Here is a 26,418-nt window from a genome sequence, read left to right on the forward strand (position 1 = left end):
ACTTAGTCTCTGTTTAATGTTAAACTCATAATTCCAATAATGACTTCATTGGCAATGGCTTTAATTTCTATGTTTTTGAGTGTCTTATTTTTGTTCAGCGGTATATCAATAATTGTTCCGGCTCCGCCTTTTACACCAAAATCACTGAATCCTTTTATCGATTTGAAATCTGTAAAATCGCGTGTAATATTTCCTGATTTTAAATATACTCGGGGCGGTTTTTGCGCATTGGTTGTGAATGCATAACCATCTGTATAATAATCCTGCTCAATAGGCCACCAGTTTTCCGGATTTTTTAAATCTAATGTTTCACTGCTTCCATCGCTGTAAGTTACTACAATTTTTCCATTAGTAAATTGGCTTTGCATGTGGTTGGTACTTCCTGCCATCATTAAATACGCCTGAGATGCTTTTCCCGAAAGGGGAATAGAAAGCGCATCAGGAAAATTATCCCATTGCGATACAAAAGCAATGTTTTTATCCGTAGAAGGCGTTGCAAATGGGATTCCTTTCGGACTGATAATTTGGTTGTTTGTACCTGCTTTAGCTCTTAAGCCAGAGTCGTCAATGATTGGTTTTATAAAAGGATAACACCAGTTTCCGATACCTTGAGTTGGTATTTGTAAACTAGGCGATTGCGCTCTTGGACTTAGGTATTTATTCTCAAAAATGTTGGTGATTTTGTCGTTAAATACGCTGCCTAAAGATACCGTTTCCCATTTTGTTTTTGGATTACTGGCAATGTCCCAATTGGTAAAACTCAAATTGGTTTTAGTTCCATCTTCAAAATTCATTTCCACTTGATTGGTTCCCGAAACCAATTGGTCTAAAGGAATTTCAATGTTGTTTTCTGAATTTGCTTTTAAATTAATTTTGGTTTTATTTGTTTTTTGATTCGAAATAAGGAAACCACTCAGAACTTTAGATGAATTGTTTTTGATGTTAACGATAGCATTTTCTCCTTTTATCACACTTGAAACCATCTCAAGATTAGATTTGATGTTCATATCAATGGCTTGCCACCAGATCATATCTTTTTGTTTCAGTTTGACAAAGAATGATTTGTTGCCAATAGTATTGGCGATTGCAGTAATTTCATTGTTGTTTACAACGGCATTTTTAAGAGCGTTTTGAGGATCTTTTAGCTCTAAAATTGTTGCCTTAGCGGTTGTGATTTTTATGTTTTCGCCTTCGCAAATGGCCGAAGGATTCTCAAGTTGTTCCAGTGACGAATCACTCCAGGAAATTTCTATTTGGTACAAATCAGCATAAGCGCTTTCGATACTGATTTTTGGACTACCCACAGCACCATCAATTAGTTTCCAGGATACTTCTTTTCCGTTAACAGTCACCTTGCTAATGGTTGAATGGGTAGCATTAACCACTAATTGCAGGTTCATTTTTGTTGGAAAATGCGGTGTAATTTTATAAATATCAGTATTGCTTTTTCTCTCGAAAGCAAAGGCAACATCGGGAATTTCCAGAGCAGCATGATTCCATGATTTTGGTAATCCCGGTTGAATGATTAAAGTGTTTTTAAGTGCGTCAGGTTGAATCCCGAATAAACCTTCGACTAATGTTCGTCCCGCCATTCCTACCGGATCGGCAAAATCGCGGTACAATTCGCCACGAATGGCATCCTGAAATAATAATTGTTCAAATCCGCCCGGGCATGCACCCATATACATACTTTCGATTAAACCACTTTCCCAAAGTTGGTATGCTTTTTCCGATTGTCCGCCTTGCCAATATGCCAATGCGGTGTGTAAAATTTCAGCAAGTGCCACGTTATTCACAGACCAGGTATACGGTTGCCAGTTTGTAGTGGAAATTAACTCCAGATTGTCTTTGTCTAAACCTTCGGCAGCAACCGGAATATGAGGGATTTCATTATCCACAAAACGCAATGTCTGGTACGCCTGAAAAGGATTGGCAATTTCACTGTCTAATGCATGATAAACCGTCCAGATTCCTGGTGTATCATGTGTCAATTGGTTGCCTAAAAGATCTTTGTATTCTGCAAAAGTCCCTTTGTTATTTTTCCATAATTTTTCCTGAATAGCCTGATGAATGTGAGTCGCTTCTTTGGCATAAGAAGAACCGTCTTCACCCACAATTCGAGCTAAATCAGCAGCCATTTTATTGGCATAATAATTATATGCTGAAGTATAAGTGACTCCGCCGCCGCTGTAGCCCAATCCGTCACTTGCCCAGATGGCTGCATAGGCATCATACAATCCATCGCCATCTACATCATAATTTCTTTTTTCCCAAGCCAGATGTCTTTTGATAACAGGCCACATTTTTTTTAGAAAATCAATATCTCCCGTCCATTTAAAGTGACGCACTAACTGGTCAATAAAAACCAAATTCATATCATAATGGTGCGCAACATCGTTTCTGTTTGGGTGGCGACTAATATAACCACTACTAAACATTGAAGTGCCTATTTTTTCCAGTTGGCGGGCATAATTTCTAACAGTATCTGGAACAACCGGACCTGTTTCAGGAGTTACTACCTGCGAATTTCCATAGCTTTCAAAATGTGTTTTAGCCCGGTCATGCCAGCCTAAAGGATCAGCAACATACGCACCACGCCAGGCATTTAAGTGCATACGCCAGGCTATTGCTCCGTGTAAATACGCCGGATTTTCCCAAATAGCATCGGCAGCCATAGCTAATGCTCCACCCAAGGTATTGATGTAAGGGTCAGGAGTACTAACTTTTATTCGGTTAGCCATTTGCTCGCTTTGAGCAATGGCTTTTTTAAATTTTTGGACTATTGATTTTTGAGTTGTATTATCAATTTTTGCGGTATTTTCAAATAACCAGTAATCTCCTTCTTTAGAAAATTGATTCAATTGTCCAATAATCATGGGAACAGAATCTACTTTTGAAGTATAATTTTCTAAAGGTGTTTTTAAGAAATTAGCACTGCTTAAACGGACTTTTGAATTTGGGAAAACAGCACTTAAAACCTGAGTGTTTTCAGTTATTTTTTTACTGCTTTCAGAGCCGTAATTAAGTGTGAAACTGTTTTTGTTAATTTGATATTGATTGTTGATACAGTATCCGGGCTGTAAATAAAACACGGATTCCGGATCACCGCCAATGTCTCCGTTTCTGGAAAATTTTTTGCCGCTGGCCCCCCCATAAGCCCAAAAAAGTACGCTGTTTTTAGGAACTGTATTTCCATTTACTTTAATGATATATCCTTCACTATCAACAAGGGCGACAATTTGAATATTTAAAGTTCCGTTGCCCAGTAAGGCATCCGTGATCTGGTATTCAACGGTTCCGGGAGTGTATTTTGTATTTATTTTATCGGCTTCGGTAATCCATTTGCTGTTTTTTCCATTGGTAATCCCTAGTTTTAAATTACCTCCCATGCCGGGCATGTAAGTAGCAAACTCAGGTAAATCACCAGCTTCGACTCTAAAAGCAGTATTGTTTCCGTATAAAGCCCGATTAAATTTACGGGTTCCATTTTTCAGAATGAAACTTTTACCCTCGGGAGCATAATGGATTTTTCGGTTTTCTCCATGCCATACATCCTGGCTTTGTGCCGTTATATTTGGCACAGCAAAAGAGAAACAAATCAGAGAAATGGATATTTTAAATTTCATTATAGAATTATTTTTTTGTCACGAATTACTTTATCTATTCGCTATCGGTCGGTTTACTGATTTTATTTTAATTGGTGAAATACAAATGATTTTTGATGGTAAACCTTATTACTTAAATTAGTGAATTTGTGGCTTTATTTTTATTTGTTTACAGATTTTGAAAAATCTACATTTTTAGAATTCTCAATTTTTAAAACAGAATTGTCCAACGCATTGATAGTGACATTGTCTAAATCCCAATTACTGCTGTATTTAATACTTCCGGCTGTTTCGGCTGTAATGTGTACCTCTTTAAGAGTTACATTTTCTACAATGGATTCCTCTAATCCTGCTACCGAAATGGCTTTTTTAGCTCCTTTGATGTCTATGTTTTTCAAATGAATGTTTCTGAAAGTTGGAATGCCTTTAGATTCCGGTTCGACCTTAGTCAGCATTTTTTTCCAATGTGGAGGTAAAGTTTCTTCGGTGTAGCCGTCAGGAAGCTTAGAATAGCTGTAAGCCGGATTCCAGTTCATCGAAATGGTGATAAAAGTACCTACACTTTCCATTTTTATATTTTCCATATAAATATCTTCTACAGTACCTCCGCGGTTAGTAGCTGACTTTATATTCAGTCCGTTTTTTGTACCGTAGCCCTGAATATTGGAAACATAGACATGACGAATACTTCCTGAAGTTTCGCTGCCCAAAGTGAATAAACCGGCACCCTTACGGGCAATACAGTCACGTATCACCACATATTCAGTAGGACGATTGACTCTTAATCCGTCCCAGTCGCGACCTGCTTTTAAACAAAAATTATCATCATTGCAATCAATATCACAATTTTGTACTAATATCCATTTTGACGAATCAATATCTATACCATCGGTGCTTGGTCCGTGTCCGCCAATATTGTTTCTTATTTTGACACCGTCAACAGTTATGTATTCTGAATACAATATCTGAACGGTCCAGAAACCGGCTCTTTGAATATTTAAATCTTTAAGAAATACGTTTTTAGAATTGGTTATAAGGATTGTTCTGGGACGCTTGGCATCATAATCCACAATCCATCTCAGATCTTTGGCTTCATATTCTTTGCGTAAATTCCAGTAATAATCCCAATATACTTTACCCTGACCATCAATTGTTCCTTGTCCGTCCAGAGTGATATTTTTCTGGTCTAAAACATTGATTAAAGCTGCAGGCCATTTCATTTCTATTCCGGCAACACGAGTGTCAATTTCAGGGTAATCGGCAATGTTTTCGCTGCCCAGAATTGTAACTCCTTCCGGAACATTAAAATGAACCCCTTCTTTGATAAATAATGATCCTGTCAGGTAATTTCCAGGTTTGAAAGTAAGGGTTCCGCCGCCATTTTTACTGCATTCGTCTATGGCTTTTTGAATGTTTTGAGTAGTTAATGTTTTACCATCATTAACCGCTCCGTAATCATTTGCATAATAAATCTTGGAACTGAATTTATTTTCTTTTGCACCCACTTTGTTAATCCAGTCCGGTTTAAAATCTGCGGACGGACTGTTGGTTTGCGCCGTTGGTTTGCATGAAAAAAGCAAAAATAACAGTGTACTTAAAATGATGTGGTATTGTTTCATTACAATTGATTTTATTTTCGAAAATCTTTATTTTATATTGAAATTGTATCCTGCACTTGCCTGATTTTAAGTTGAAATAGTATAAATTGATAAAATGGAGATAGTTTTGGATAATATAGGTTTTTATTTTCTGGTGATTGCCTGATTATTATCTGGTTTATTTGGGATTTATTCGATGCCCAGATTGACATCTTTCGCATCTTTACTAAATTGAACTTCTAAATCCTGCTTTAATTTATCGGTAATATTTGCATGCATTTGTATTAGATTTTCTTTTTCTTCAGGATCGTCTTCGATATTAAAAAGTTCGAAAACAGTTGGCGTATTTTTATGTCTTGTCCGAATTAATTTCCATGGTTTTTCGGTAATACTTTCCTGTAAATGACCGCGAATGTAGATGGACTGATTCGGGACAGCTTCATTAGATACTATAGAATTCCAGATATTTTTTCCTTCTACAGTTGCCGGAATTGATTTGGCTCCGGCCAAAGACAAAATAGTAGGCATTAAATCAGTAACCGAAATATAATTTCTGTTTAAAGAAGGATTGATTTTATTTTTCCAATATACAATGGCTGGAACTCTTATTGCTCCTTCGTAATTTGTAGTCTTCCAGTCCCGCAAAGGATAATTGCTGCCCAAAACATCGTTGGGTCCATGTTTTCCTTTGTATTGGTTTCCCGGATTCCATTTGTCCATAGCGCCATTGTCGCTCATGAAAATGACAACGGTGTTTTTATCTAAATGTTGTTGTTTTAAGGCTTTTAAAATTTGCCCGATGCTATAATCTAAATGTGCCATGGCAGCAGCATAGTCTCTTCGGGAATTGTTTTCGATGGTTTTCAGATACGGTTTTTTCCATTTGTCTTCTTCCTGCAAAGGGAAATGCGGAGCGCTGTAACTCAGTTGAATGTAAAAATTTTTAGAAGGATCTCTTTTGGTTTTAAGCCAGGAAATGGCTTCGTTTTCAACTAAGTCAGTAACATGTCCTTTTTCGGTGATGAATTCACCATTTCGATGCCAGCTAGGATCTCCGTTTTTGTATTCGTGTGAATATTGATCAATTTGTCCGTGTAAGAAACCATAAGAATAATCAAAACCGTAGGCTTTAGGACCACTGGAAGGTTTTAGACCTAAATGCCATTTTCCAAACAAAGCAGTCTGATAATTTTGTTGGTGTAGAGCTTGTGGTAATGTGGTAACATCATCAGGAAGAGCCAATTCACTTTTGTCACTTATAGGAGCTACAATTCCCATGCGGCTTGATGGTCTTCCTGTAAAAAAACTCGCTCTGGATGGGGAGCAGGTAGGTGCAGCATACAAACGGTTGAGTTGCGCACCATTTTTGGCCAGCCAATCGATATTAGGGGTTTTTATTTCGGAACCATTATAACTTACATCATTCCAGCCGGCATCATCAGCAACAATAACTACAAAATTAGGTGTAGCAGGAGAATTGTTTTTTTCTTTTTTTGGTTGACCAAAAGATAAAAAGCAAGTTGATAATGCTAGTATGCTGTTGATAATGAGTCTGTTCATGAATTCTATGTTTAAAAAATTATATGATTGTACGCTAAGCGGACTAAATAAAAAATAGCCCACGGATAATACTGATTGTACAGATGAAAACGGATTTTTTAAGCTTTTTCCAAATCATAATCAGCAATACTCCGTTTTATCTGTTTCATCTGTGTGCTGTTCTTAAGGATTGTTATAAGAAACAGCTAGTTATAAAAGAATTATTTGCGGGTTTTTAATTGTAAAGAACTGTCGTTGATTTCAAATTCATTGTTTTTAAGCATTATAATAATTTCTGAACCCGCTAAAATTACCGGTCCATAACCGTGGGCCGCAAATACATTGATTGGTCGGTAGTAATAAAAAGCAGGGTCAAATCCCATTCCGGTTCCTACACAAGTACCTTCAACCTGTCCTTTGTCATTTACTTTTGTGGCAACGGCATTCCAGGCTAATAATGCTACCGGAGCATAAGCGGCTTTGTCAATATAGCCTCTGTTAATGGCTCTTGTGATGGAATAGGCGTAAATCGCAGTTGCCGAAGTCTCTAAATAAGTGTCATTGCGGTCAATTAACTGATGCCAGAAACCGGTTCCGTCCTGATAAGCAACCAGTCCTTTGATATGTGCTCTTAATTGGTTTAAAACCATATTGTATCCCGGGTGGTCTTTTGGTAAAACTTCTAATAATTCGACCAAAGTCATTACTGCCCAGCCATTGGCACGAGCCCAATGAAACTGAGGATGCTCTTCCATTGATTGTACCCAGCCATGCATGTACAAGTTTTTCTCGCTGTTGTACATTCTGTCTGAGAATTGTTTTATCTGTTTTACGGCATCATCATAATATTTTACCTCGCTTGTTAATTTACCCATTTGTGCCAAAGCAGGTACCGACATAAACAAATCGTCCAGCCATAAAGTATTAGGCTGAGGTCTGTTTCTGGCTAAAGTCCCATCAGTAAGACGAAATTCCTTAGTACTGATGTAGTCCATAAAATGATCTATTAATGGACGTAAATCAGTTTTTAAGCCGGCTCTTTGCGCTTTAATCATTGAGGCCGTAACAGCACCGCCATCATCCAGGGCATGGGGTGTTAAAAAGCCGTGAATTGGAGAAGGAAATTTACTGTTTTTAGCAAGTTCTTTTTTGTAATATGGAGCAATGTCAGCAATTAGTTTTAAACGTTTGTTAGTGTAATCGGCATATTTTTGATCTCCTGTGGCTTCAGTCGCCAAAAGCATTCCTGCATAAGTTACCCCCCATTCATAACTCGTGAGTCTAAAAGTTCCCGGTGCAAATATGGTATTTTCATCGAGTTTTTTTAAGTCATTAACTTCTTGTTTTGTTTTACGATCTATTAATCCGGCAGGAGTTGTCTGATCTAAAAAAGTGTATATTTTATCAATAGTAGCTTTGATTTCCTGTATTGATTTTGTTCCGTAAGGAGTTGGATAATCTGGCTGTAAAAGATGTAATGGTGCGGTAACATCATTGGCGGGTTGTTGTGCAGTTGCCAGTGTTGGGATTGCCATTAAGGCTGCTGCTACGCTTATTTTAATTCCGTTTGTTAATAGTTTGGTTTTCATTGTGCTTCATTTTGGAGGTTAGTTAGATTTGCAGTCATTATTTTACGGCTACATCCCATACCTTTGACAGCTGAGAAGTACCTTTTGGACCTTGAATTTTTAAAATTACAACATATTTACCAGCTTCCTGATATTGATGAGTCGGATTTTGTTCAGTTGAACTGCTTCCATCACCAAAATCCCAATTCCAGGAGTTGATTTCACCTTCTGATTCATCAAAGAAAGCGACTTCTCTTTTATCTGTATTCAATACTTTAAAAGACCATTTTGATTCCATTTCTTTTTTAAATTGTTTTTCCAGAGGCATTAGTTTAAAAGGCAGGCTGTAGGAGGCATTACCATACATTTTGTGCTCTTTGGAAAGATTCCAGAAACCATTATTTTCGGTTTTATTTACATCATCATAGTCGATTATTGCCCAGCAAAGACCGATGTTTTTATTTTCTGTTAAGATAGATTCCACTGCCCTGGACGGATCATTTCCGGCATAATCAAAAGGAGTAATCCAGAATTCTAAAGTTAATTTTCCGCTTTCTCCGGGTTTAAAATCATAATGATAAGATGCATTAGCAAAAGGTAAATTTTTGATCCATGGCTGACTTCCCCAGACCATAGTCCAGTCTTTTTCCAGAGCAGGAGTAAAAATATGGTAATTTTGAGCATGAACACCATGATAGGAAAAATAGGCATCCATTGTATTTGTTAGCGTAGGGTTGGGATGAAACCGATCAATAAAAGGTCCACCGGACTGATCTGCATCTACAATCAATTCAAAGGTGTCGTTGTGTAATCCCGGAAGAGAAAAATCCCAATAATCATCATAAGCTTCATAGAGAAAATACAAGCGGTTGAGTCCTTTTACCCAGCCTACTTTTACACTTACCTCCAGATTTTTTGGGTTGGCTTTGGACTGTTTTCCGCTGTCATCCCACAATTGGTTCATCCCAACGTTATAATTTTCAGGGACAATTTCCCAATCATCACTATTTCCGTCAACCACGGGTATTTTATTAGCAGGAAACTGAAAAATCTGAAAACTTCTGTTGTCTTGTGATTTTGCATGAATGCCTGACAATAAAAACAGGATAGATATTATAATCTGTTTTATATTTAAGCTAATACATAAAGTTTTGATTTTCATTACTCTCTTTTCTTTAATAATTCAAAAGCCCTAGCATAAATGATAGGGCTTAAAACTAAAAACTCACACTAAAACTAAACTAAAAACTAAATTATAATTTTCCAAAACGGATGAAATTTCTTTTTTTTACAAATACTTGCGAGTAATAAATGAGCTGAATACAATTGTTTTTTGAATAAGCCAATTATTAATACCTCAATATTAATCTTTTAATCTTGTATGAGAATCCTGTACTATCCTGTTTTTGAGTAATAAAAAGAGTATATAACAAAAACACCCTACAGCAAGATATTCTTATGCTGTAGGGTGTTTTAAAAAAAAAAGGGAAAAATATTTAATTAAAATTAAATGTACTGATTGATAATGTTTTCAAAAAGCTCTTGTTTTCCGCTTTTTAAATCCAATTCTCCGTTTTCTAAAGCAATTTTATATAAATCGTTTAGGTCTAATTTTCCGTTCTCAAAATCTTTTCCTTTTCCGGAATCAAAAGAACTGTATCTTTCTGTTCTTAATTTGTCATAAGGAGAAGAAGTGATGATTTTATCAGCAGTTAGTAATGCTCTTGCAAAAGTATCTGCACCCCCAATGTGAGCTAAGAAAACATCTTCTAAATCAGTTGAATTTCTTCTGATTTTTGCGTCAAAATTAACTCCGCCACCTTGTAATCCTCCTGCTTTTAAGAAAACCAACATTGCTTCTGTAGTTTCCTGAATGTTATTTGGGAATTGGTCTGTATCCCATCCGTTTTGGTAATCACCACGGTTTGCATCTAAACTTCCAAGCATTCCTGCATTAGCTGCAACTTCAATTTCGTGTTGGAATGTATGTTGTGCTAATGTTGCATGGTTTACTTCGATATTGATTTTGAAATCTTTCTCTAAGCCATATTTATGTAAAAATCCTATTGCCGTAGCTGAATCAAAATCATATTGATGTTTCATTGGTTCCATTGGCTTTGGCTCAATAAAGAAGTTCCCTTTAAAACCCTGAGCACGAGCATAATCTCTGGCTTTTATTAAAAATTGTCCCATGTGGTCTAATTCGCGTCCCATATCAGTATTTAGCAAAGACATATAACCTTCACGTCCTCCCCAGAATACATAGTTTTCTCCATCTAAAGCAATAGTAGCATCCAAAGCTAATTTTACCTGACCACCAGCTCTGGCTAATACATTAAAATCAGGATTGGTAGCAGCTCCGTTCATGTAACGGGGATTTGAAAAACAGTTAGCTGTTCCCCAAAGCAATTTGATACCTGATTCAGCTTTCTTTTGTTTCAAATATTCGGTAATAGTCGCTAATCTGCTTTCAGATTCTGCTAAAGTTGCTCCTTCGGCAATCAAATCGTAATCGTGGAAACAGAAATAATCAAATCCCATTTTACTAATAAATTCAAAAGCAGCATCTGCTTTGTCTTTAGCAGCCTGGATTGGATCGTTAGACTGATCCCAAGGAAAATTTTGAGTTCCCGGACCAAATGGATCAGAACCTTGTCCGCAGAAAGTATGCCAGTACGCTATTGCAAATTTAAAATGCTCACGCATGGTTTTTCCAGCTACAACCTGATCCGGATTGTAATATTTGAAAGCTAACGGATTATCCGATTCTTTTCCTTCAAATTTAATTTCGCTAATGCCTTTAAAGTATTCTTTGTTACCTATAATTGCCATTTTGTTTTTAATTTATTTGTTTATAATGAGTTCTAGTTCTTTTTTCCAATTTTGATATGCTTCTAAATAAGGTTTGCTGTTTTTTAGAGGCATATACGTCATTACGTGATCATTTTTGATAATGTTATCACCAAAGGTTTTGTAATCGCCATCAATTAAGCCAACAGCTCTTGCGGCACCAACAGCTCCTGTGGTATTGTAAATTTCTATTTCGTGACCAATTAAAGTCGCTACTGTATTTGAAAAAATTTCGGAGCGAAATAAATTGTCGTTTCCGGCTCTGATAACGTTTATTTGTGCGTTGTCGTCTTTCATGATTTCCATTCCGTAAACAAAAGCAAAAGCTATACCTTCCAGAGTGGCACGATACATATGTCCGTGTCCGTGTTTGTTGAGGTTTAAATTTAGAAAATGACTGCCAATATTTTTGTTGTTGAACATTCTTTCAGCTCCGTTTCCAAAAGGAATTACAACTACTCCGTCAGAACCAACAGCAACTTCTTCAGCTTTAAGGTTCATGTTTTCATAAGAATCCATTCCGCATTGGTTGCGCAGCCATCGGTATTGAATTCCCGCACCATTAATACACAATAATTTCCCTACTGTTGGTTTTTCATTGCTGTAATTAACGTGTACGAAGCTATTAATTCGGGAGGTTTCTTTCGATTTTAATTGGTCTGTAACGGCATAGATTACACCTGATGTTCCACCAGTAGCAGCAACTTCACCTGATTTTAAAATGTTTAGTGACAATGCATTGTTGGGTTGGTCACCAGCGCGATAGACTACCGGAATACCAACAGGGAGACCTGATTCAATAGCTCCTTTTTCGTTTAGGAAACATTGATTGGTAAAATTCTCCACAATATTTGGAGTTAAAGAGTAGTCAATTCCATAGTATTTTAACAGCCATTCGGCAACTTCATTTTCTTTGTAATCCCAAAGCATGCCTTCAGAAAGGCCATTTTTAGTCGTGTTGATTTCGCCTGTTAATTTGTAAGCAATAAAATCACCCGGAAGCATATATTTATAAATTTGGCTGTAAATTTCTGGTTCATTTTCTTTAACCCAGGTTAGTTTTGATGCCGTAAAATTTCCCGGAGAATTCAATAGGTGAGAGGCACACTGCTCTTCGCCTAAATCTTCAAATGCTTTATCGCCAATTTCTACTGCCCGGCTATCGCACCAGATAATAGAATTTCGCAGTGATTTCCCATTTTTATCCACTACCACTAATCCGTGCATTTGATAAGAAATACCAACTCCGGTTATTTTAGAAGCATCAATATTGGCTTCTTTTATAGCTCTTTTAGTGGCAACGCAGCAATATTCCCACCACATTTCCGGATCTTGTTCTGCCCAGTCTTTGTGATAGGCCGTAATTGCCATTTCATCAGCGGGTTCGTGGAGTGCAATTAATTTTTTTCCTGTTGCTGCTTCTACAACGGCAACTTTTACAGAGGAACTTCCTATGTCAAATCCGATATAATACATAATTTATAATGATTCTCTAATGGTTAATTTTGTTGGTACATAATATTGCATTGGTTTATCATTGGTGACAAACTGGGCTGCTTTGATTCCTAATTCATTGAAGTCAGTCGTAACTACGGAAATACCTTTGTATATGAATTTTTTCATAGGTGTTTCATTATAAGATAAAAAACCGACATCTTTACCCGGTTCAAGGTTTTGTTCTCGGCATTGTTCGAGAAACATCCCAAGAATACGATCACTTACACTGATGTAAGCTGTGTTTTTTTTAATGATAAATTCATTTGGATTGGTAATAACTTGGTGTCTGAAATTCAAATCGGTACAGAATCTTTTGAAATAAGTTACTGTTTCTTTTGGGTGATAGGTGAATTTTGGATATATAAATACAATTTCGCTGTATTTTTTAAAAAGGTCTTTGCCTTGTTCCAATGCATGATAAAAGGCTTTTCCGAAATCCTGAAATACGTAATTACTTTTTGATTTCGAATGAATATTCCAATCAATAAGCAAAAGTTTATCATTAGAAATTACTGATAGAGTGGGAGTAATTTCCTTATTATCAAAATTCATTACTACATATTTGAAATATTTTCCAATACTGTTATTGATGATAGTTTTGAAATTATCAATATTATAATGGTGAAATTGAACATCAACGATAATATTGTCGTCTAAATTGTTTACAAAGGAGTGGTATAAAACTTCTTTGTATGCTTTAAAAGTGTCTAATACAAGCAAAACTTTTCGGGTTTCGCCAGCTACAAAATATCCTTTATTAGGAACGGAATCAATGAGTTTTTGTTCTTTTAAAATAGTATAAGCTTTAAAAACCGTATCTCTGGAAAGTTGGTTTTTTTGACAGATACTATTCACTGACGGAAGTTGGTCGCCTTTTGCCAAAATATTTTCTGCAATAGCATTGTTAATGCCATCCACTAATTGTTGGTATTTTGGAATGTCACTTTCGTGATTGATAGTAAAGCTGAAATTGTCTTCCATTTTTAACGTACTGTTCTGTTCCGGTATGCAAATATAGATTTAATTTTTATATAAAAAATAGTTTTGGGTTTTTTGTATAAAAAAAACTCCCATTTGCTGCTTTGCGAATGAGAGTAGTATGACAAAAGATGTTTTAAGGTTAGCTTTGTTGCAGTTTGTATTTCAGTCCAATTTCTAAGCCTCTTAATTCGGCCAGGCCTTTCATTCTTCCGATTAAGGAATACCCGGGATATTGTTCTTTTCCTTCTTCTAATGAATGCAGGAATCCATGGTCAGGACGCATTGGTAAACTTACTTTTCTTTTGTTCATCAGTAAAATTAATTTTTCAATAACCGCTTCCATTGGGTTATCACCATTAAGATGTTCCGATTCTCTAAAAATATTTTCGTCACTGCGAATTACGTTTCGAAGATGTAAAAAATGGATTCGATCTCCAAAATCATTTATTATTTGAACCAAATCATTTTTTGGATCTGCACCAAGAGAACCGGTACAATAGCATAAACCATTTGCATTGACAGGAACGGCTTCGGTGATTTTTTTAATATCATCGGCTGTGCAAACCACTCTTGGTAAACCCATAACAGAAAATGGTGGGTCGTCAGGATGTATGGCTAATTTTAAACCTAATTCTTCGGCTACAGGAGCGACTTCAGAAAGGAAATAAATCAGATTTTCTCTTAATTTGTTGTCGTCAATATCTTTGTAATTGCCTAATAAGGATAAAATTTGTTCAGCAGTAAAATTGATTTTGCTTCCCGGTAACCCCAGAAGTACATTTTTAAACAAAAGCTCTTTTTCTTCTGTTGAAAGATTTGCGCCAAAAGCGAGTGCTTGTTCTTTTTGTTCAGCAGCGTATTCGTTTTCGGCGTTGGGTCTTTTTAATAAATGAATGTCAAAATAGACAAATGCAATGTGATTATATAATAATGCTTTTGTACCATCTGGATTCTCGAAATTATGATTGGTACGAACCCAGTCTAAAATTGGCATAAAGTTATAAGTAATCACTTTGATACCACATTGCGCAATGTTTCTTAGACTCGTTTTGTAATTTTCGATGTATAATTTAAAATCGCCACACGCTCTTTTGATTTCTTCGTGAACAGCTAAGCTTTCGATTACGGTCCATTCCATTCCAGCTTCCCGGATAAGTTTTTGTCTTTCCTGTATGGCTTCAACTGTCCAGATTTCGCCAACAGGGATTTGATGTAAAGCCGTTACAATGCCGGAAACGCCACATTGTCTAATGTCTTGTAATGCGATTGCGTCAGTAGGTCCAAACCATCGCATTGTTTGTTGCATTTGTATCATAAATGAGTAGTTTTAAAATCCAATACTATTTCCTCCATCTACCGGAAGTACAGTTCCTGTTACATATTTAGATTCCGATGTGGCATAGAAATAAGCAGCGTCTGCAATATCGTTTGGTTCTCCTAAGAATCCCATTGGTGTTCTTCCTAAAACTTTGTTTTTTCTTTCCGGATCGGTATCTAATGCTTTGGCCGACATTTTAGTTTTGATAAATCCCGGAGCGATACAGTTCACTCGAATTCCAAACGAAGCCAACTCCACTGCCATAGCACGAGTCATAGATTCTATAGCTCCTTTACTGGCTGAATAGGCGATTACTTTTGGTATCCCATATTGTGAAGCCATTGAGCTAATATTGACAATGCTTCCGTTTTTATTTTCTTTCATGTTTTTAACGACTTCGCGGCTTACTGTAAAAACACTTAAAAGATTCGTGTGTATAACTGAAAGGAAATCTTCATCGGTTACATCGGTAAATTCTTTTTTCAGATTTATTCCTGCGTTGTTTACTAAGATGTCAATAGGAGTTTCTTTTGCAAGTTCGGCAATCATGGCAGGAATTCCGTCTAAATTGTTCAGGTCAAAAATTACAGGAACTGCATTTGCACCAATTTCAGCACATGCTTCCTCTGTTTTTTCTTTCGAGCGTCCTATTATATAGGTCTTAATTCCGTTTTCGCATAATTTTTTTGCTGTAGCAAAGCCTAATCCTGAATTTCCTCCGGTGACGATAGCTGTTTTAGTATTCATAGATAATGTTTTTTTTAATCAAAAGTAATAGATTATTATTTAAAAAAAATCTATTGCGGAGTATTTACAAAATTCATTTTAAGGCAATAATTTATGAGAGTTTGAGTTGGATGACTTTTTTTAATGATTACAAAAACTATGTTAATTTAATATATATGTTTTTTTGGTATTTCTATTTTGTTGCCAGAAATAATAAAAATCCAGTAAATATAAAGGTTTGTTCATTGTTAGTATATTAATGAATACATTGTGATATGTATATTTTTTTTTATTTTTTTTTAATGCATATATAAAAAACAGGATACAACAGGATGGATGTATTAAGTTGAACCTATACATTTGAAAAGTTAAATATTGACAAAAAATAGTTAAAAAAAATATAAATAATTATTCACCACTTATAAGCTAACCAATAATGAAGAGAAAATTTAATTACTATTTATTAATCCTACCGCTTCTGGCGTTATTTTCCAGTTGCAGTCGAGACGTATTTGATGAATACTATGCGCGTCCAGATTATCTCGAGAACCCCATTTATCAACGATTAGATGAATTGGGTAATTTTAAAAATTTTAGAACCTTAATTGAAAAAGCCGGATACAAGGATATTTTGAGTAAATCAGGATACTGGACTATGTTTGCGCCTAATGATGAAGCTTTTGCTGCGTATTTTCAGGAAAAAGGAATATCTGATGTAACAAAAATTGATGATGTTACAGCTGCAAAGATAGTTAGATATGCCTTAGTTTATAATGCTTTTCGGGAAGATCAGCTGTCGGATTATCAAAGTTCACAAGGATGGGTGTTAGATAATGCTTTTAGAAGAAGAACTGCCTTTTATGATGGTTATCAAAATAAAATCGTTAACGGAACTCCAATGGTTGTGGTTGATGCCAATCGTAATGGAGGTTATTTTTTTGCTGATAACAATAATAAGTATGTTACCTATTTTACCGATGAATATTTTACAGCTAAAAATTTAAGCTCTTTTGATTTTAATTATTTCTATTCTGGTAAAGAGTACACTGGATTTAATTTATTTGATGGAAGTGTTAAACAGGCTGATATAATTGCAGAAAATGGGATTATTCATGAAGTTAACAAAGTTGTATTGCCTCCATTGAGTATAGCTCAGTATTTGGAAGAGGATAATGCAAAAGGAGCAAATAGTAAATATAGTGAATTTTATAAAATGCTTGAAGAGCATTTGGTTACTTATCAGTTTAATGAAACAGTAAGTGCCAGTTATAAGAATTTTACGGGAAAGTCAGATGATGTTTATATTAAATTTTATAATTCAGGACTGGCATTTTCACCTAATAGTGAGAATTATTTAAAAGAAATGGATAATGATGGGCAAAGTGATGCTTTTACGATGATTGCTCCTAGTAATGCTGCTTTGGAGCCTTTTGTAAGAGATGTTCTTTTGAAGCATTATCCTTCTGTAGACAAACTGCCTTTGTATGTGTTTCAGGATTTCTTTAATGCCCACATGGTTCAAAATGCAGTTTGGCCATCTATAGCAGCCAGTTATACTAACGGTTTAGATGAAGATTTACGATTTGATTTTAATGCTAATATCATTGATAAAAAAATCCTGAGTAATGGATTCTTTTACGGTTCAGACATAGTACAGAAATCAAATTTATTTTACAGTGTTTACACCTCTGCATATTTAGATCCTGCCTTTACACTTGCTACAAGATTATATAATAGTACAGAGATAAAACAAATGATTAGTAATATCAGGAACAAATATGTGTTGTTTTTGCCTTCAGATACGTTACTTCGTTCTTTAGGTTATAATTATGATATTAATAGTTCGCAATGGGTTTATACTAATCCAGCTACAGGATTAAGTGTAAGTGGTGGAGCAGCAAGTTCCCGCTTGTATCGTATTCTTTACAACAGCATAGTAGCTACTCCAAATGGGGAGTTAGATAATATTCGTACTACTTCAGGAATTATTCGTTCCGGAGATTTAGATTTCCCGGGAGAATATCTTAAATGGAATAATGGTAAAATATCTACTGCAGGAACTGAAGCAATGGGTAATGTTATTAATATTGTAGGGGCTGCAGATGTTCAGCAAAATGGTGTAACTTATTATATTGATAATATATTTGAATTTACTGATAGACCTCAAGGTTTAGAAATTAAAGAATTAGCAGAAGCTCCGGGATCTCAGTTTTCATCATTTTTTAATTATCTTAAAAATTCGACCGTTTATAATACTACTACAGGAGCTATTCGGGGAGTTAGTTTAGGAACTTCATATACGTTTATTGTGCCAAATAATGATGCAATTACCCAAGCAGTTCGTGATGGTGTATTACCTGGAACGCCTTCTACTGGGGTTCCTAATTATACACCGACTTTTCTACCTGATATAGATAAAATAGCAGATTTTATCAGTTACCATATTTTAGTGAATGCAACGGCCTCTGATGATGGATTAGTTACAGGGCAGTTTGAAACGCTTAGAAAAGATGGTCTGGGAGAAAAGACATACATACAAATTCAGAGTTCACCAGGAACATTAGTGTTTAAAAGTATAACTGACAGTGATTCATCTGCAAATTATATTAAAGCTTCAAGTAATAATCTAGCAGACAGATCTTTGATTCATTTAGTAGATAACTATATTAAATTTTCAGAATAAAATGAGACAACAAATTACAAAAATATTTTACAGTTTTACATTTGCCTTAATTATTCTGGCATCTTTACCAGCTCTGGCACAATCCAGTACTGCTGTACTGATTCGCGGTCAGGTTATTGATGCAGCGGATAATCAGACTATTCCCGGAGCGACTGTAGTAGAGCAGGATGCTGAAAATCGTACTGTAGGAGGTGTGGTTACTGATTTTGATGGGAATTTTGCTATCCGTGTTAAGAATCCAAATAACAAATTATCAGTTTCAACAATTGGTTATAAATCTAAAACAGTGGCTATTAATGGAAAAGTATCCATTAAGGTTTTCCTGGTTTCAAGTGTTGAATCCTTAAAAGAAATTGTTGTTACTTCAGCTAAGACATCAGATAATGGATTAATGCGTATTGCTGATCGTGATCGTACTACGAGTTCGGTTTCTATTAATGCTGCAGATTTAGAAAATACTCAGGCGGCCTCTATCGATGAGGCTTTACAGGGGCGTTTATCAGGTGTGGATATTGTGGCCAGTAGTGGAGATCCTGGTGCGGGGATGCAGATTCGTATCCGTGGAACCTCTTCTATTACAGGTTCTTCAGATCCATTGATTGTAGTCGACGGTATGCCTTATGAAACCTCGGTACCTGAAGATTTTAATTTTGGATCGGCTGATGATCAGAGTTACGCAGCCTTAATCAATATCGCACCATCTGATATTGAAACGATTACCATTTTAAAAGATGCGGCAGCTACTGCTATTTGGGGATCTCGTGCTGCAGCAGGGGTTTTATTAATTACTACTAAACGTGGATCTGTAGGTGCTCCAAGAATAACGTATAATTATAGAGGAACATATTCTAAATTACCTTCTACTATTCCAATGTTAAGCGGTGATCAATATTCACAATTGATTCCTGAACAATTTATGAATGCGAATGGAGTGCCTTTAAATACTTTGACTGTAAAAGAATTTCAATATGATCCGCAAGATGTGTATTATTTTAAAAACTACAGTCAGAATACGAATTGGGTAGATGCTATCACTCAGCCTGGTATTACAGGTGAGCATACTCTTTCTTTACAGGGGGGAGGGCAAAAAGCAAGATATTATAGCTCAGTAGGATACTATAAATCAAAAGGAGTCACTATTGGTACTGGTTTAGAAAGATTAAATGCAAGGCTAAATTTGGATTATGTTGTATCTGACCGTATTAAGTTCAAGACAGATATTTCTTATACTCATACTGATACGGAACGTAATTATGTGAACTCTAAAGATAGTGAAGACAAATTGCGAGGAGTTGCTTATACTAAAATGCCTAATATGAGTATTTATGAGTTTGACGAAGCAGGAAATCTTACTCCTAATTATTTCTCACCGGCCAGAAACGTACAGGGAACCTATGGAGGTACTTATAATCCATTAGCTATGGCTGAATTAGCTATTAATGATATAGCAGAAAATCGTATTGTACCCCACTTTAATTTAAGTGTTGATATTGTTCCTGGAGTGTTTATGTCAACTTTTGATTTACAATTTGATTATGCATCAAGAAAAAATAAATCTTTTTTACCTCAAAATGCCACAGGTCGTCCTTTTACAGAAACTGTAGTAAACAGAGCTTATGATGGTGATTCTGATCAATCTAGTGTGATTACAAAGACTAACTTTATTTATACACCCAATGTAGGAGAAAAACAAACTTTTCAGGCTTTATTGTCCTTACAATCGAATGATTTCCGTTATGCAGCACATCAGGTGATGACATCAAATACTGCTTCATCTGTATTAACAGATCCGTCAAATCCTTCCAGAACAGAAACAGGTACATTATATACATCTAATACTCAGTCAAGAAACGTGGGAGCTGTTTTTACTGCTCAATATGGTTTGTTAGATCGTTACCTGATAAATGTAGGTTTAAGAGCTGATGGAACTTCTAAGTTTGCAGGAAAAAACAGATATGGTTATTTTCCATCTATATCTACACGTTGGAGAATTTCAGGCGAGCCTTTTATGAAAAATTTTAAAAATATAGATGACTTAAGTATGAGGTTAAGTTATGGTCATTCCGGAGGAGCACCAAAAGATGATTATGTTTTTTATAATGTTTATAACAATTATCAAACAGATTATCTAGGTCTCAATGGTATTGTTCCCGGGAATATGGAATTAAGTAATTTGCGTTGGGAAACAAAAATTGGTAAAAACTTAGGTTTCAATCTTCAAATGTTTAATAAGCGTTTGAGTATAGATGCTGAAATATATCAAACGATTACTAAAGATCTCCGTTATGAAGATCTTGCTGTAACTGGAGTTTCCGGATATACCAGTATATCTGATCAAAACGTAGGAACTTTGAAAAATCAAGGATGGGAAATTGGGATTAATTCTACACCTTATAAATCCGGTAAATGGAAAGTAGATTTCAATTTTAATATTTCTAATAATAAAAATATGATTACAGAAATGTCTGAATTTGTAGCAACTGAAGAAGGAAATACCGACAGGAATGGACAATTCAAACGTTTCTTACAAGTAGATAATCCTTTTGGTTCTTTTTATGGATATAAATTCAAGGGAGTGTATACTGATCTTGATGCTACAAGAGCACGAGATGCTAATGGTAATGTTATTGTTGGTCCTAATGGTCAGGATGTATTTATGCGTTTTAATTTTCCAGTAACAGACTATACCTTTCAGCCTGGTGATGCTATTTATGAAGATATCAATAAAGACGGTAACATTGATAGTCGTGATGTGGTGTATCTGGGAAACAGCAATCCAAAATTTGCTGGAGGTTTTGGACCTAACGTTAGTTTTAACAACCAATGGAAATTAAATCTTTTCTTTACGTATCGTTTTGATTTTGATATTGTTAACGGAACCGATATGAATACCACTAATATGTATGGATGGAGTAATCAGAGTACTGCTGTTTTAGCCAGATGGCGTAATCCTGGAGATGTAACCAATATGCCAAGAGCTATACATCAAACTGGTTATAACTGGTTGGGTTCGGATCGTTATGTTGAGGATGCTTCATTTGTTCGTTTACGTTCTGTAACTCTTAGCTATAACTGGGGTAAAAACTTATTGAAGAAATTAAACTTAGAAGAAGTAAGAATGTATATAACAGCAGATAACTTATACACTTTTACAAAATACAGAGGACAGGATCCAGAGGTAAGTATGGGTAAAGGAGCTTTTGGTATTACAATCGATAATGCTTCTACACCACCTACCAAACGTTTCTCATTTGGTTTATCAACCCGTTTTTAAACAAAAAAATATTTGATTTATGCAAACTAAAATAAAAACAATATTAGCAATCTTTATACTCTTTGTTTCGGCTAGTTCGTGCGATGACTATTTAGATTTACGTCCACAAGATGGAATTGTACGTGATGAATTCTGGAACACTAAGGAAGATATTCAGGCAGCAGTTATAGGTATTTACTCTTCTTTATTGAATTCGCCTCCCAGAGTAAGTGACTTGCCAATCTCTCAGTATTTATTCATGTACGGTGAATTAAGAGGGGATATGATTGCTCCTGGGCCTAACGTTACTAATGATCAGAGAGACATTATGAACTCTAATATTATTGCCTCAAATGAATTAACAAATTGGTCTGCTTTTTACAGAACTATTAATTATTGTAACACTGTAATTGAATTAGCACCAGCAGTTAGAGCAGAAGATCCTACTTTAACAGAAACACAGCTGAATAATTTTCTATCAGAAGCATTGGCTATCAGAGCGTATTTGTATTTTACATTAGCCCGAACTTTTAGAGATGTGCCTTTAAAACTAAATGCTACTTTAAGTGATGCAGAAAATTTCCAGTTACCAACTACTCCTCAAAGCGAAATTTTTGCTCAGGTAATTAAAGATTTAGAGTTGGCAGAACAGTATGGAGTGGAAGATTATGGTAATGAACCTTCTAACAGAGGACGTATAACTACCTATGCTATTAATGCAATGCAGGCTGACGTTTATTTATGGACAGATAATTATGAAAAAGCAGTTATTGCTGCAGATAAGGTAATTGCTTCTCCACGATTTGGGTTAATAGAAGCTTCCAGTTCTTGGTTTAATACGGTATATGCTCAGGGTAATTCGAAAGAAAGTATTTTTGAATTTCAATATACGCCATCTAATTTAGGTCCTTTTTATAATATCTTTTATTTAAGACCAGAGTTCTTAGGCGGGGCTACGGTTCTGGAAGATGTTTTTGGTATTGATCTCGCCGATGCTAATAATAGAGATATTCGAGGAGAGCGTGCTTCCTTAGTTCCTGGAACTTCTCAAATTTACAAATTTGTAGGTTTGAATTTTAATGAACGTAAAGAGTTGCAGAATGCGGATACTCATTGGTTTGTATATCGATTTGCTGATGTGCTGTTAATGAAAGCTGAAGCCCTTACAGAGTTGAACAGAGGTCAGGAAGCAATTGATATTATTGAGGATCTACGTGAAAAACGCGATGCTATCGAATTAACCTCTCAGGAGCCGGGTTCAGAAAATAAAATTGAAATAATTAATTATTTGTTGGCTGAGCGTTCCCGTGAATTCGCTTACGAAGGAAAACGATGGTTTGATATCCTTCGTAATGCCAGAAGAAATAATTATGCCAGATTAGATATCTTAATAAATGCCGGTATTGCAGGGGCTCTTCCTGAGCAACAACAATCTGTACTTGCAAAATTAAGAGATCAAAACAGTCATTATTTACCTATAAACACGTACGAACTTTTTACTAACAAAGCTCTGGTACAAAATCCATTTTACAAATAAAAAAATTTTAAGTCATGAAAAGAGTATTAAGATTGCCTAGCCTGTTGAGACTTACTTTAGTTTTTTTGATAGCTTTAGTGTTTCAAAATTGTTCAGAACAAAAAATAAAAGAAACTACAGATGAGACTATGAATATTACTGAATATCTCAGAGCCAATCCGGATTATTCAATGTTTTTAGAACTTCTGGATTTAACTAATTATGCTTCCTTTATGAATACTTATGGTACATATACTGTTTTTATTCCCACAAATGATGCTGTACAGGAGTATTTAAATAGTATAGGTGCTACTTCATTGAGCCAGGTTCCATTAGCAGATTTACAAAACATAGCTAAACTGCATATTCTGGATCAGAGAATTAACACCACCTCTTTTACGGATGGGAAAATAGGAACACCTAGTTTATATGGTCAATATTTAGTAACCGGGGCTGCTAATAAAAATGGAGTTTCCAGTGTAACTGTTAATAAAGAAGCCAGTATTGTTGCTTCTAACATAGAATTAGGCAACGGAGTGATGCATATTATAGATAAAGTTTTGCGTGTAGCAGATAAAACTTTGGCTCAAACTATAGAAGCGGATCCGAATCTTACCTTATTTACCGAAGTGTTAAAGACTACAGGCTGGTACGATGTGTTAAATAAACCATTAACTAATACAACTGATATTGATAGTTACCTGACTGTTTTAGCTCAGACTAACGAAGTATTTGCCGAAGCAGGATTTACTACTTTAGAGCAATTAAAAAATAGATATAGCCATTTAAATAATCCTTTAGATTTAAAAGACAGTTTAAATTTGTTTGTGAGTTATCGTATTTTACCAAGACTTCAGTATCTAGCTGATATTGCAATAACACCTTCTTTAGTTACTAAGGCTCCATTAGAGGTGATTAGTGCCAAATTAAGTAAAGATACAATCTTATTAAATGAAGATGTTTTTAATGGGGTATTAGAAAAAGGAGTCGCTATAGACAGAACTATAAGTGATGTAACAGCATCTAATGGAGTATTACATTTTGTGGGGGGTAATATTGCAATCAAGAAACGTTTACCAGCTCCGGTGTATTTTGAATTTACAGATATTACAGAATTTAGAAGATTAACTGCTTTTTGGAAAAAACCAGCTGCTGCTTATGAAAAACTTACAGTTGATAATGCAGGTATTGATGTGACCTGGGATGGAAAGGCAAGCGATGGAAGTGCTTATTTAGCCTATAATAAACAAGCAGATGGTAGTAGTATAACAAGTGGTGTTGGAGGCTGTTGGGGAGCTGATGTTTGTGAAATTTACCGTTTTAGAGATGCTAATGCTCAAAATGTTGCTTTTAAAACTCCGGTAATTATTAAGGGACGATATAAGATCTGGATTTCTTACAGAGCTAATGGTACTAAAGTAGGTAATGTAAAAGTGTTTTTTAACGGAATAGAACTCCCTAGACAAGTAAACTTATCAGAGGGTGGTAATACAGATACAGCAAATACACCAGAAACCGTATTGGAATCTCAAGGTTATAAGCGTTACGCTACTCCATGGTCCAGCAGGGTAAATTGCAGATTAGTGGGTGTAGTAGATGTGCCTACAACAGGCAGACATACCTTGACTTTACAAAGTCAAGGAAGTTTTACGAATCAGTCATGGTTTGATATAGCAGAATTCCGTCCTGTAGAAATGAACCAATTATTACCAAAATTTGTAGCAGGAAAAAGTACTTTACAGTATTAATAATTAATTCCTAATAATTTCAAAATAACTTAATCAATTAGAAATGATTCTATTAAAAAATAAATATAGAAGATTATTTGCTAGTGTGTTAACACTGGCAATAATCTCTTGTTCCAACCCTTGGGATGATCGTGTAGATAATGGCGATGCTAATCTGGGAGTTACACTTGACGAAGCTATTACCAATACTTCCGAAACTTCTGAATTTGCAAAATTATTAGATCAGACCGGTTATGCAGAAGTTTTAGCTGCATCCAAGACGTATACTGTTTTTGTACCTAATAATACAGCTCTGGCAGCAGTAGGGAGTGAAATATTGAACAACCCTGAAGCTCTCAGACAATTTGTTGCTAATCATATTACCTTAACTACTTATTCCTCAGTAAGGACAAATCAGGAAGAGCGAATTAAGATGTTTACCAATAAAAATCTGATTTTTAAAGGGAGTACAATGATTGATGATGCTACTATTGTTAGTGCAGATCATTATGCCGCTAATGGTGTTTTTCATATTATTGATAAAGCATTAACCCCAAAATTAAATATTTGGCAGTATGTAAATTCAGCAGCAGCAACTACTGAAATGACTACTTATTTACGTAGTTTAAAAGAGTTTAATATTTACCAGTCAGATAGTATAGGTAAAGCCGTTTCAGAAACTAATGGAGCAGGATATCTTGCCGATTCTTTGACTAATTCTTATTTAAAAAATGTTTACAATTTGAATAACGAAGACAATTTATATACGTTGTTTTTAATGGAAGATGCGGGTTATACTGCCGAAGTAAATAAAATGAAACCTTATTTAATTAAAACTTCAAACAATCCCGCTATAGATTCTACAGCCATCTATTCTAAGTATTTTACCGTAAGAGATATGGCTTTTCATGGGAAATACGAATTAAATCAATTGCCTGCAACATTAACTTCAAGATTTGGAGTCGTAGTTCCTGTAGATAAAACACAAATTGTTCAACAAATTAATTTGAGTAATGGTATTGTTTATATTATGAAAAGAGTTGATGTTGAATTAGGCAAACGTTTATTAACGACTAGAATTGAAGGAGAGAAAAATATAGGATATATAGGATCCAGAAGCCCTATTCTTTATCGGGATAGAAGAGATCCTCTAGATGTTTTATTTAATGATATTATGGTTCAAGCACCTTCCAGATCTAAGTTTACTCTTTTGTATAATGCAAAAGATATGTATAGTACAACTTATAAAGTGTATTGGAGAGCAGTTAATGACAGAACAACATCTACTCTTTTTCAACAACTATTAGGAATAGGAGGAAGTATAGTCGAAACAGGTACTACATTTGATGTTGCTAATTATACTACAGCAGTGCCTCTTACGACTATTTCATTTAATAATTATGAGGAAGTTCTTGTAGGGGAATTCACGAAAGATACTGCTGGTAATATCGATCTGATTTCTCTGATTGGAGGACCTACAACTGCAACAAGTGGTCTTACTCTTGATTATTTGAAATTTGTTCCTGTTCTTAAATAAAATATTCTATAAAAAATTAG

General features: G+C 35.3%; 15 protein-coding genes. 5 read left to right on the forward strand and 10 right to left on the reverse strand.

The window, feature by feature from the left end; translation table 11 throughout:
- Positions 1–2: 2 nt before the first annotated feature.
- The 10 genes from ABS764_RS10290 to ABS764_RS10335 form a co-directional block, all read right to left on the reverse strand.
- Positions 3–3,626 (reverse strand): DUF4450 domain-containing protein, encoded by a 3,624-nt coding sequence (locus ABS764_RS10290; protein ID WP_408081704.1) that lies wholly within the window; start codon positions 3,624–3,626, stop codon positions 3–5.
- 140 nt (positions 3,627–3,766) lie between these two features.
- Positions 3,767–5,224 (reverse strand): glycoside hydrolase family 28 protein, encoded by a 1,458-nt coding sequence (locus tag ABS764_RS10295; RefSeq protein WP_408081705.1) that lies wholly within the window; start codon positions 5,222–5,224, stop codon positions 3,767–3,769.
- A 168-nt stretch (positions 5,225–5,392) separates the two neighbouring features.
- On the reverse strand, positions 5,393–6,763 hold the full coding sequence (locus tag ABS764_RS10300) for a sulfatase family protein (RefSeq protein WP_408081706.1): 1,371 nt from the start codon (positions 6,761–6,763) through the stop codon (positions 5,393–5,395).
- A 200-nt stretch (positions 6,764–6,963) separates the two neighbouring features.
- The gene (locus tag ABS764_RS10305; RefSeq protein ID WP_408081707.1) at positions 6,964–8,331 is read right to left on the reverse strand and encodes a glycoside hydrolase family 88/105 protein; all 1,368 of its coding nucleotides are present in this window, start codon (positions 8,329–8,331) and stop codon (positions 6,964–6,966) included.
- A gap of 37 nt (positions 8,332–8,368) precedes the next feature.
- A complete protein-coding gene (locus tag ABS764_RS10310; RefSeq protein ID WP_408081708.1) occupies positions 8,369–9,472 on the reverse strand; it encodes a PKD domain-containing protein in 1,104 nt (367 codons plus the stop codon).
- 344 nt (positions 9,473–9,816) lie between these two features.
- On the reverse strand, positions 9,817–11,142 hold the full coding sequence (gene xylA / locus ABS764_RS10315) for a xylose isomerase (protein WP_408081709.1): 1,326 nt from the start codon (positions 11,140–11,142) through the stop codon (positions 9,817–9,819).
- Between the two features lie 12 nt (positions 11,143–11,154).
- Positions 11,155–12,636: a xylulokinase gene (locus tag ABS764_RS10320; RefSeq protein ID WP_408081711.1), complete on the reverse strand. Its 1,482-nt coding sequence runs from the start codon at positions 12,634–12,636 to the stop codon at positions 11,155–11,157.
- A 3-nt stretch (positions 12,637–12,639) separates the two neighbouring features.
- Complete coding sequence (locus tag ABS764_RS10325; RefSeq protein WP_408081713.1) at positions 12,640–13,638, reverse strand: GntR family transcriptional regulator; 999 nt, start codon at positions 13,636–13,638, stop codon at positions 12,640–12,642.
- Positions 13,639–13,777: 139 nt separating this feature from the next.
- Positions 13,778–14,953 carry a mannonate dehydratase gene (uxuA, locus tag ABS764_RS10330; protein ID WP_408081714.1) on the reverse strand — a complete coding sequence of 392 codons (1,176 nt, stop codon included), beginning with the start codon at positions 14,951–14,953 and terminating at the stop codon, positions 13,778–13,780.
- A gap of 12 nt (positions 14,954–14,965) precedes the next feature.
- Positions 14,966–15,703, reverse strand: a complete 738-nt coding sequence (locus tag ABS764_RS10335) for an SDR family NAD(P)-dependent oxidoreductase (protein ID WP_408081715.1) — start codon at positions 15,701–15,703, stop codon at positions 14,966–14,968.
- Positions 15,704–16,118: 415 nt separating this feature from the next.
- On the opposite strand from ABS764_RS10335, the gene ABS764_RS10340 reads away from it, so the two are divergent.
- The 5 genes from ABS764_RS10340 to ABS764_RS10360 are packed head-to-tail and all read left to right on the forward strand — an operon-like array spanning position 16,119 to position 26,398.
- The gene (locus ABS764_RS10340; protein ID WP_408081716.1) at positions 16,119–18,365 is read left to right on the forward strand and encodes a fasciclin domain-containing protein; all 2,247 of its coding nucleotides are present in this window, start codon (positions 16,119–16,121) and stop codon (positions 18,363–18,365) included.
- Position 18,366: 1 nt separating this feature from the next.
- Complete coding sequence (locus ABS764_RS10345; RefSeq protein ID WP_408081717.1) at positions 18,367–21,639, forward strand: SusC/RagA family TonB-linked outer membrane protein; 3,273 nt, start codon at positions 18,367–18,369, stop codon at positions 21,637–21,639.
- A gap of 19 nt (positions 21,640–21,658) precedes the next feature.
- Positions 21,659–23,155: a RagB/SusD family nutrient uptake outer membrane protein gene (locus ABS764_RS10350; protein WP_408081718.1), complete on the forward strand. Its 1,497-nt coding sequence runs from the start codon at positions 21,659–21,661 to the stop codon at positions 23,153–23,155.
- 14 nt (positions 23,156–23,169) lie between these two features.
- Positions 23,170–24,882: a fasciclin domain-containing protein gene (locus ABS764_RS10355; protein WP_408081719.1), complete on the forward strand. Its 1,713-nt coding sequence runs from the start codon at positions 23,170–23,172 to the stop codon at positions 24,880–24,882.
- A gap of 43 nt (positions 24,883–24,925) precedes the next feature.
- A complete protein-coding gene (locus ABS764_RS10360) occupies positions 24,926–26,398 on the forward strand; it encodes a fasciclin domain-containing protein (RefSeq protein ID WP_408081721.1) in 1,473 nt (490 codons plus the stop codon).
- The last annotated feature ends 20 nt before the right edge of the window (positions 26,399–26,418 follow it).

The sequence above is a fragment of the Flavobacterium plantiphilum genome, from assembly GCF_046000495.1.
GTDB classification, from domain to species: domain Bacteria; phylum Bacteroidota; class Bacteroidia; order Flavobacteriales; family Flavobacteriaceae; genus Flavobacterium; species Flavobacterium plantiphilum.

Bases quoted from the DNA above. Each gene is read 5' to 3' on its own strand.
- uxuA (WP_408081714.1), bottom strand. From the start codon at position 14,953: ATGATACAAATGCAACAAACAATGCGATGGTTTGGACCTACTGACGCA.
- ABS764_RS10290 (WP_408081704.1), bottom strand. From the start codon at position 3,626: ATGAAATTTAAAATATCCATTTCTCTGATTTGTTTCTCTTTTGCTGTG.
- ABS764_RS10345 (WP_408081717.1), top strand. From the start codon at position 18,367: ATGAGACAACAAATTACAAAAATATTTTACAGTTTTACATTTGCCTTA.
- ABS764_RS10305 (WP_408081707.1), bottom strand. From the start codon at position 8,331: ATGAAAACCAAACTATTAACAAACGGAATTAAAATAAGCGTAGCAGCA.
- xylA (WP_408081709.1), bottom strand. From the start codon at position 11,142: ATGGCAATTATAGGTAACAAAGAATACTTTAAAGGCATTAGCGAAATT.
- ABS764_RS10360 (WP_408081721.1), top strand. From the start codon at position 24,926: ATGATTCTATTAAAAAATAAATATAGAAGATTATTTGCTAGTGTGTTA.
- ABS764_RS10325 (WP_408081713.1), bottom strand. From the start codon at position 13,638: ATGGAAGACAATTTCAGCTTTACTATCAATCACGAAAGTGACATTCCA.
- ABS764_RS10340 (WP_408081716.1), top strand. From the start codon at position 16,119: ATGAAGAGAAAATTTAATTACTATTTATTAATCCTACCGCTTCTGGCG.
- ABS764_RS10335 (WP_408081715.1), bottom strand. From the start codon at position 15,703: ATGAATACTAAAACAGCTATCGTCACCGGAGGAAATTCAGGATTAGGC.
- ABS764_RS10320 (WP_408081711.1), bottom strand. From the start codon at position 12,636: ATGTATTATATCGGATTTGACATAGGAAGTTCCTCTGTAAAAGTTGCC.
- ABS764_RS10310 (WP_408081708.1), bottom strand. From the start codon at position 9,472: ATGAAAATCAAAACTTTATGTATTAGCTTAAATATAAAACAGATTATA.
- ABS764_RS10350 (WP_408081718.1), top strand. From the start codon at position 21,659: ATGCAAACTAAAATAAAAACAATATTAGCAATCTTTATACTCTTTGTT.
- ABS764_RS10295 (WP_408081705.1), bottom strand. From the start codon at position 5,224: ATGAAACAATACCACATCATTTTAAGTACACTGTTATTTTTGCTTTTT.
- ABS764_RS10300 (WP_408081706.1), bottom strand. From the start codon at position 6,763: ATGAACAGACTCATTATCAACAGCATACTAGCATTATCAACTTGCTTT.
- ABS764_RS10355 (WP_408081719.1), top strand. From the start codon at position 23,170: ATGAAAAGAGTATTAAGATTGCCTAGCCTGTTGAGACTTACTTTAGTT.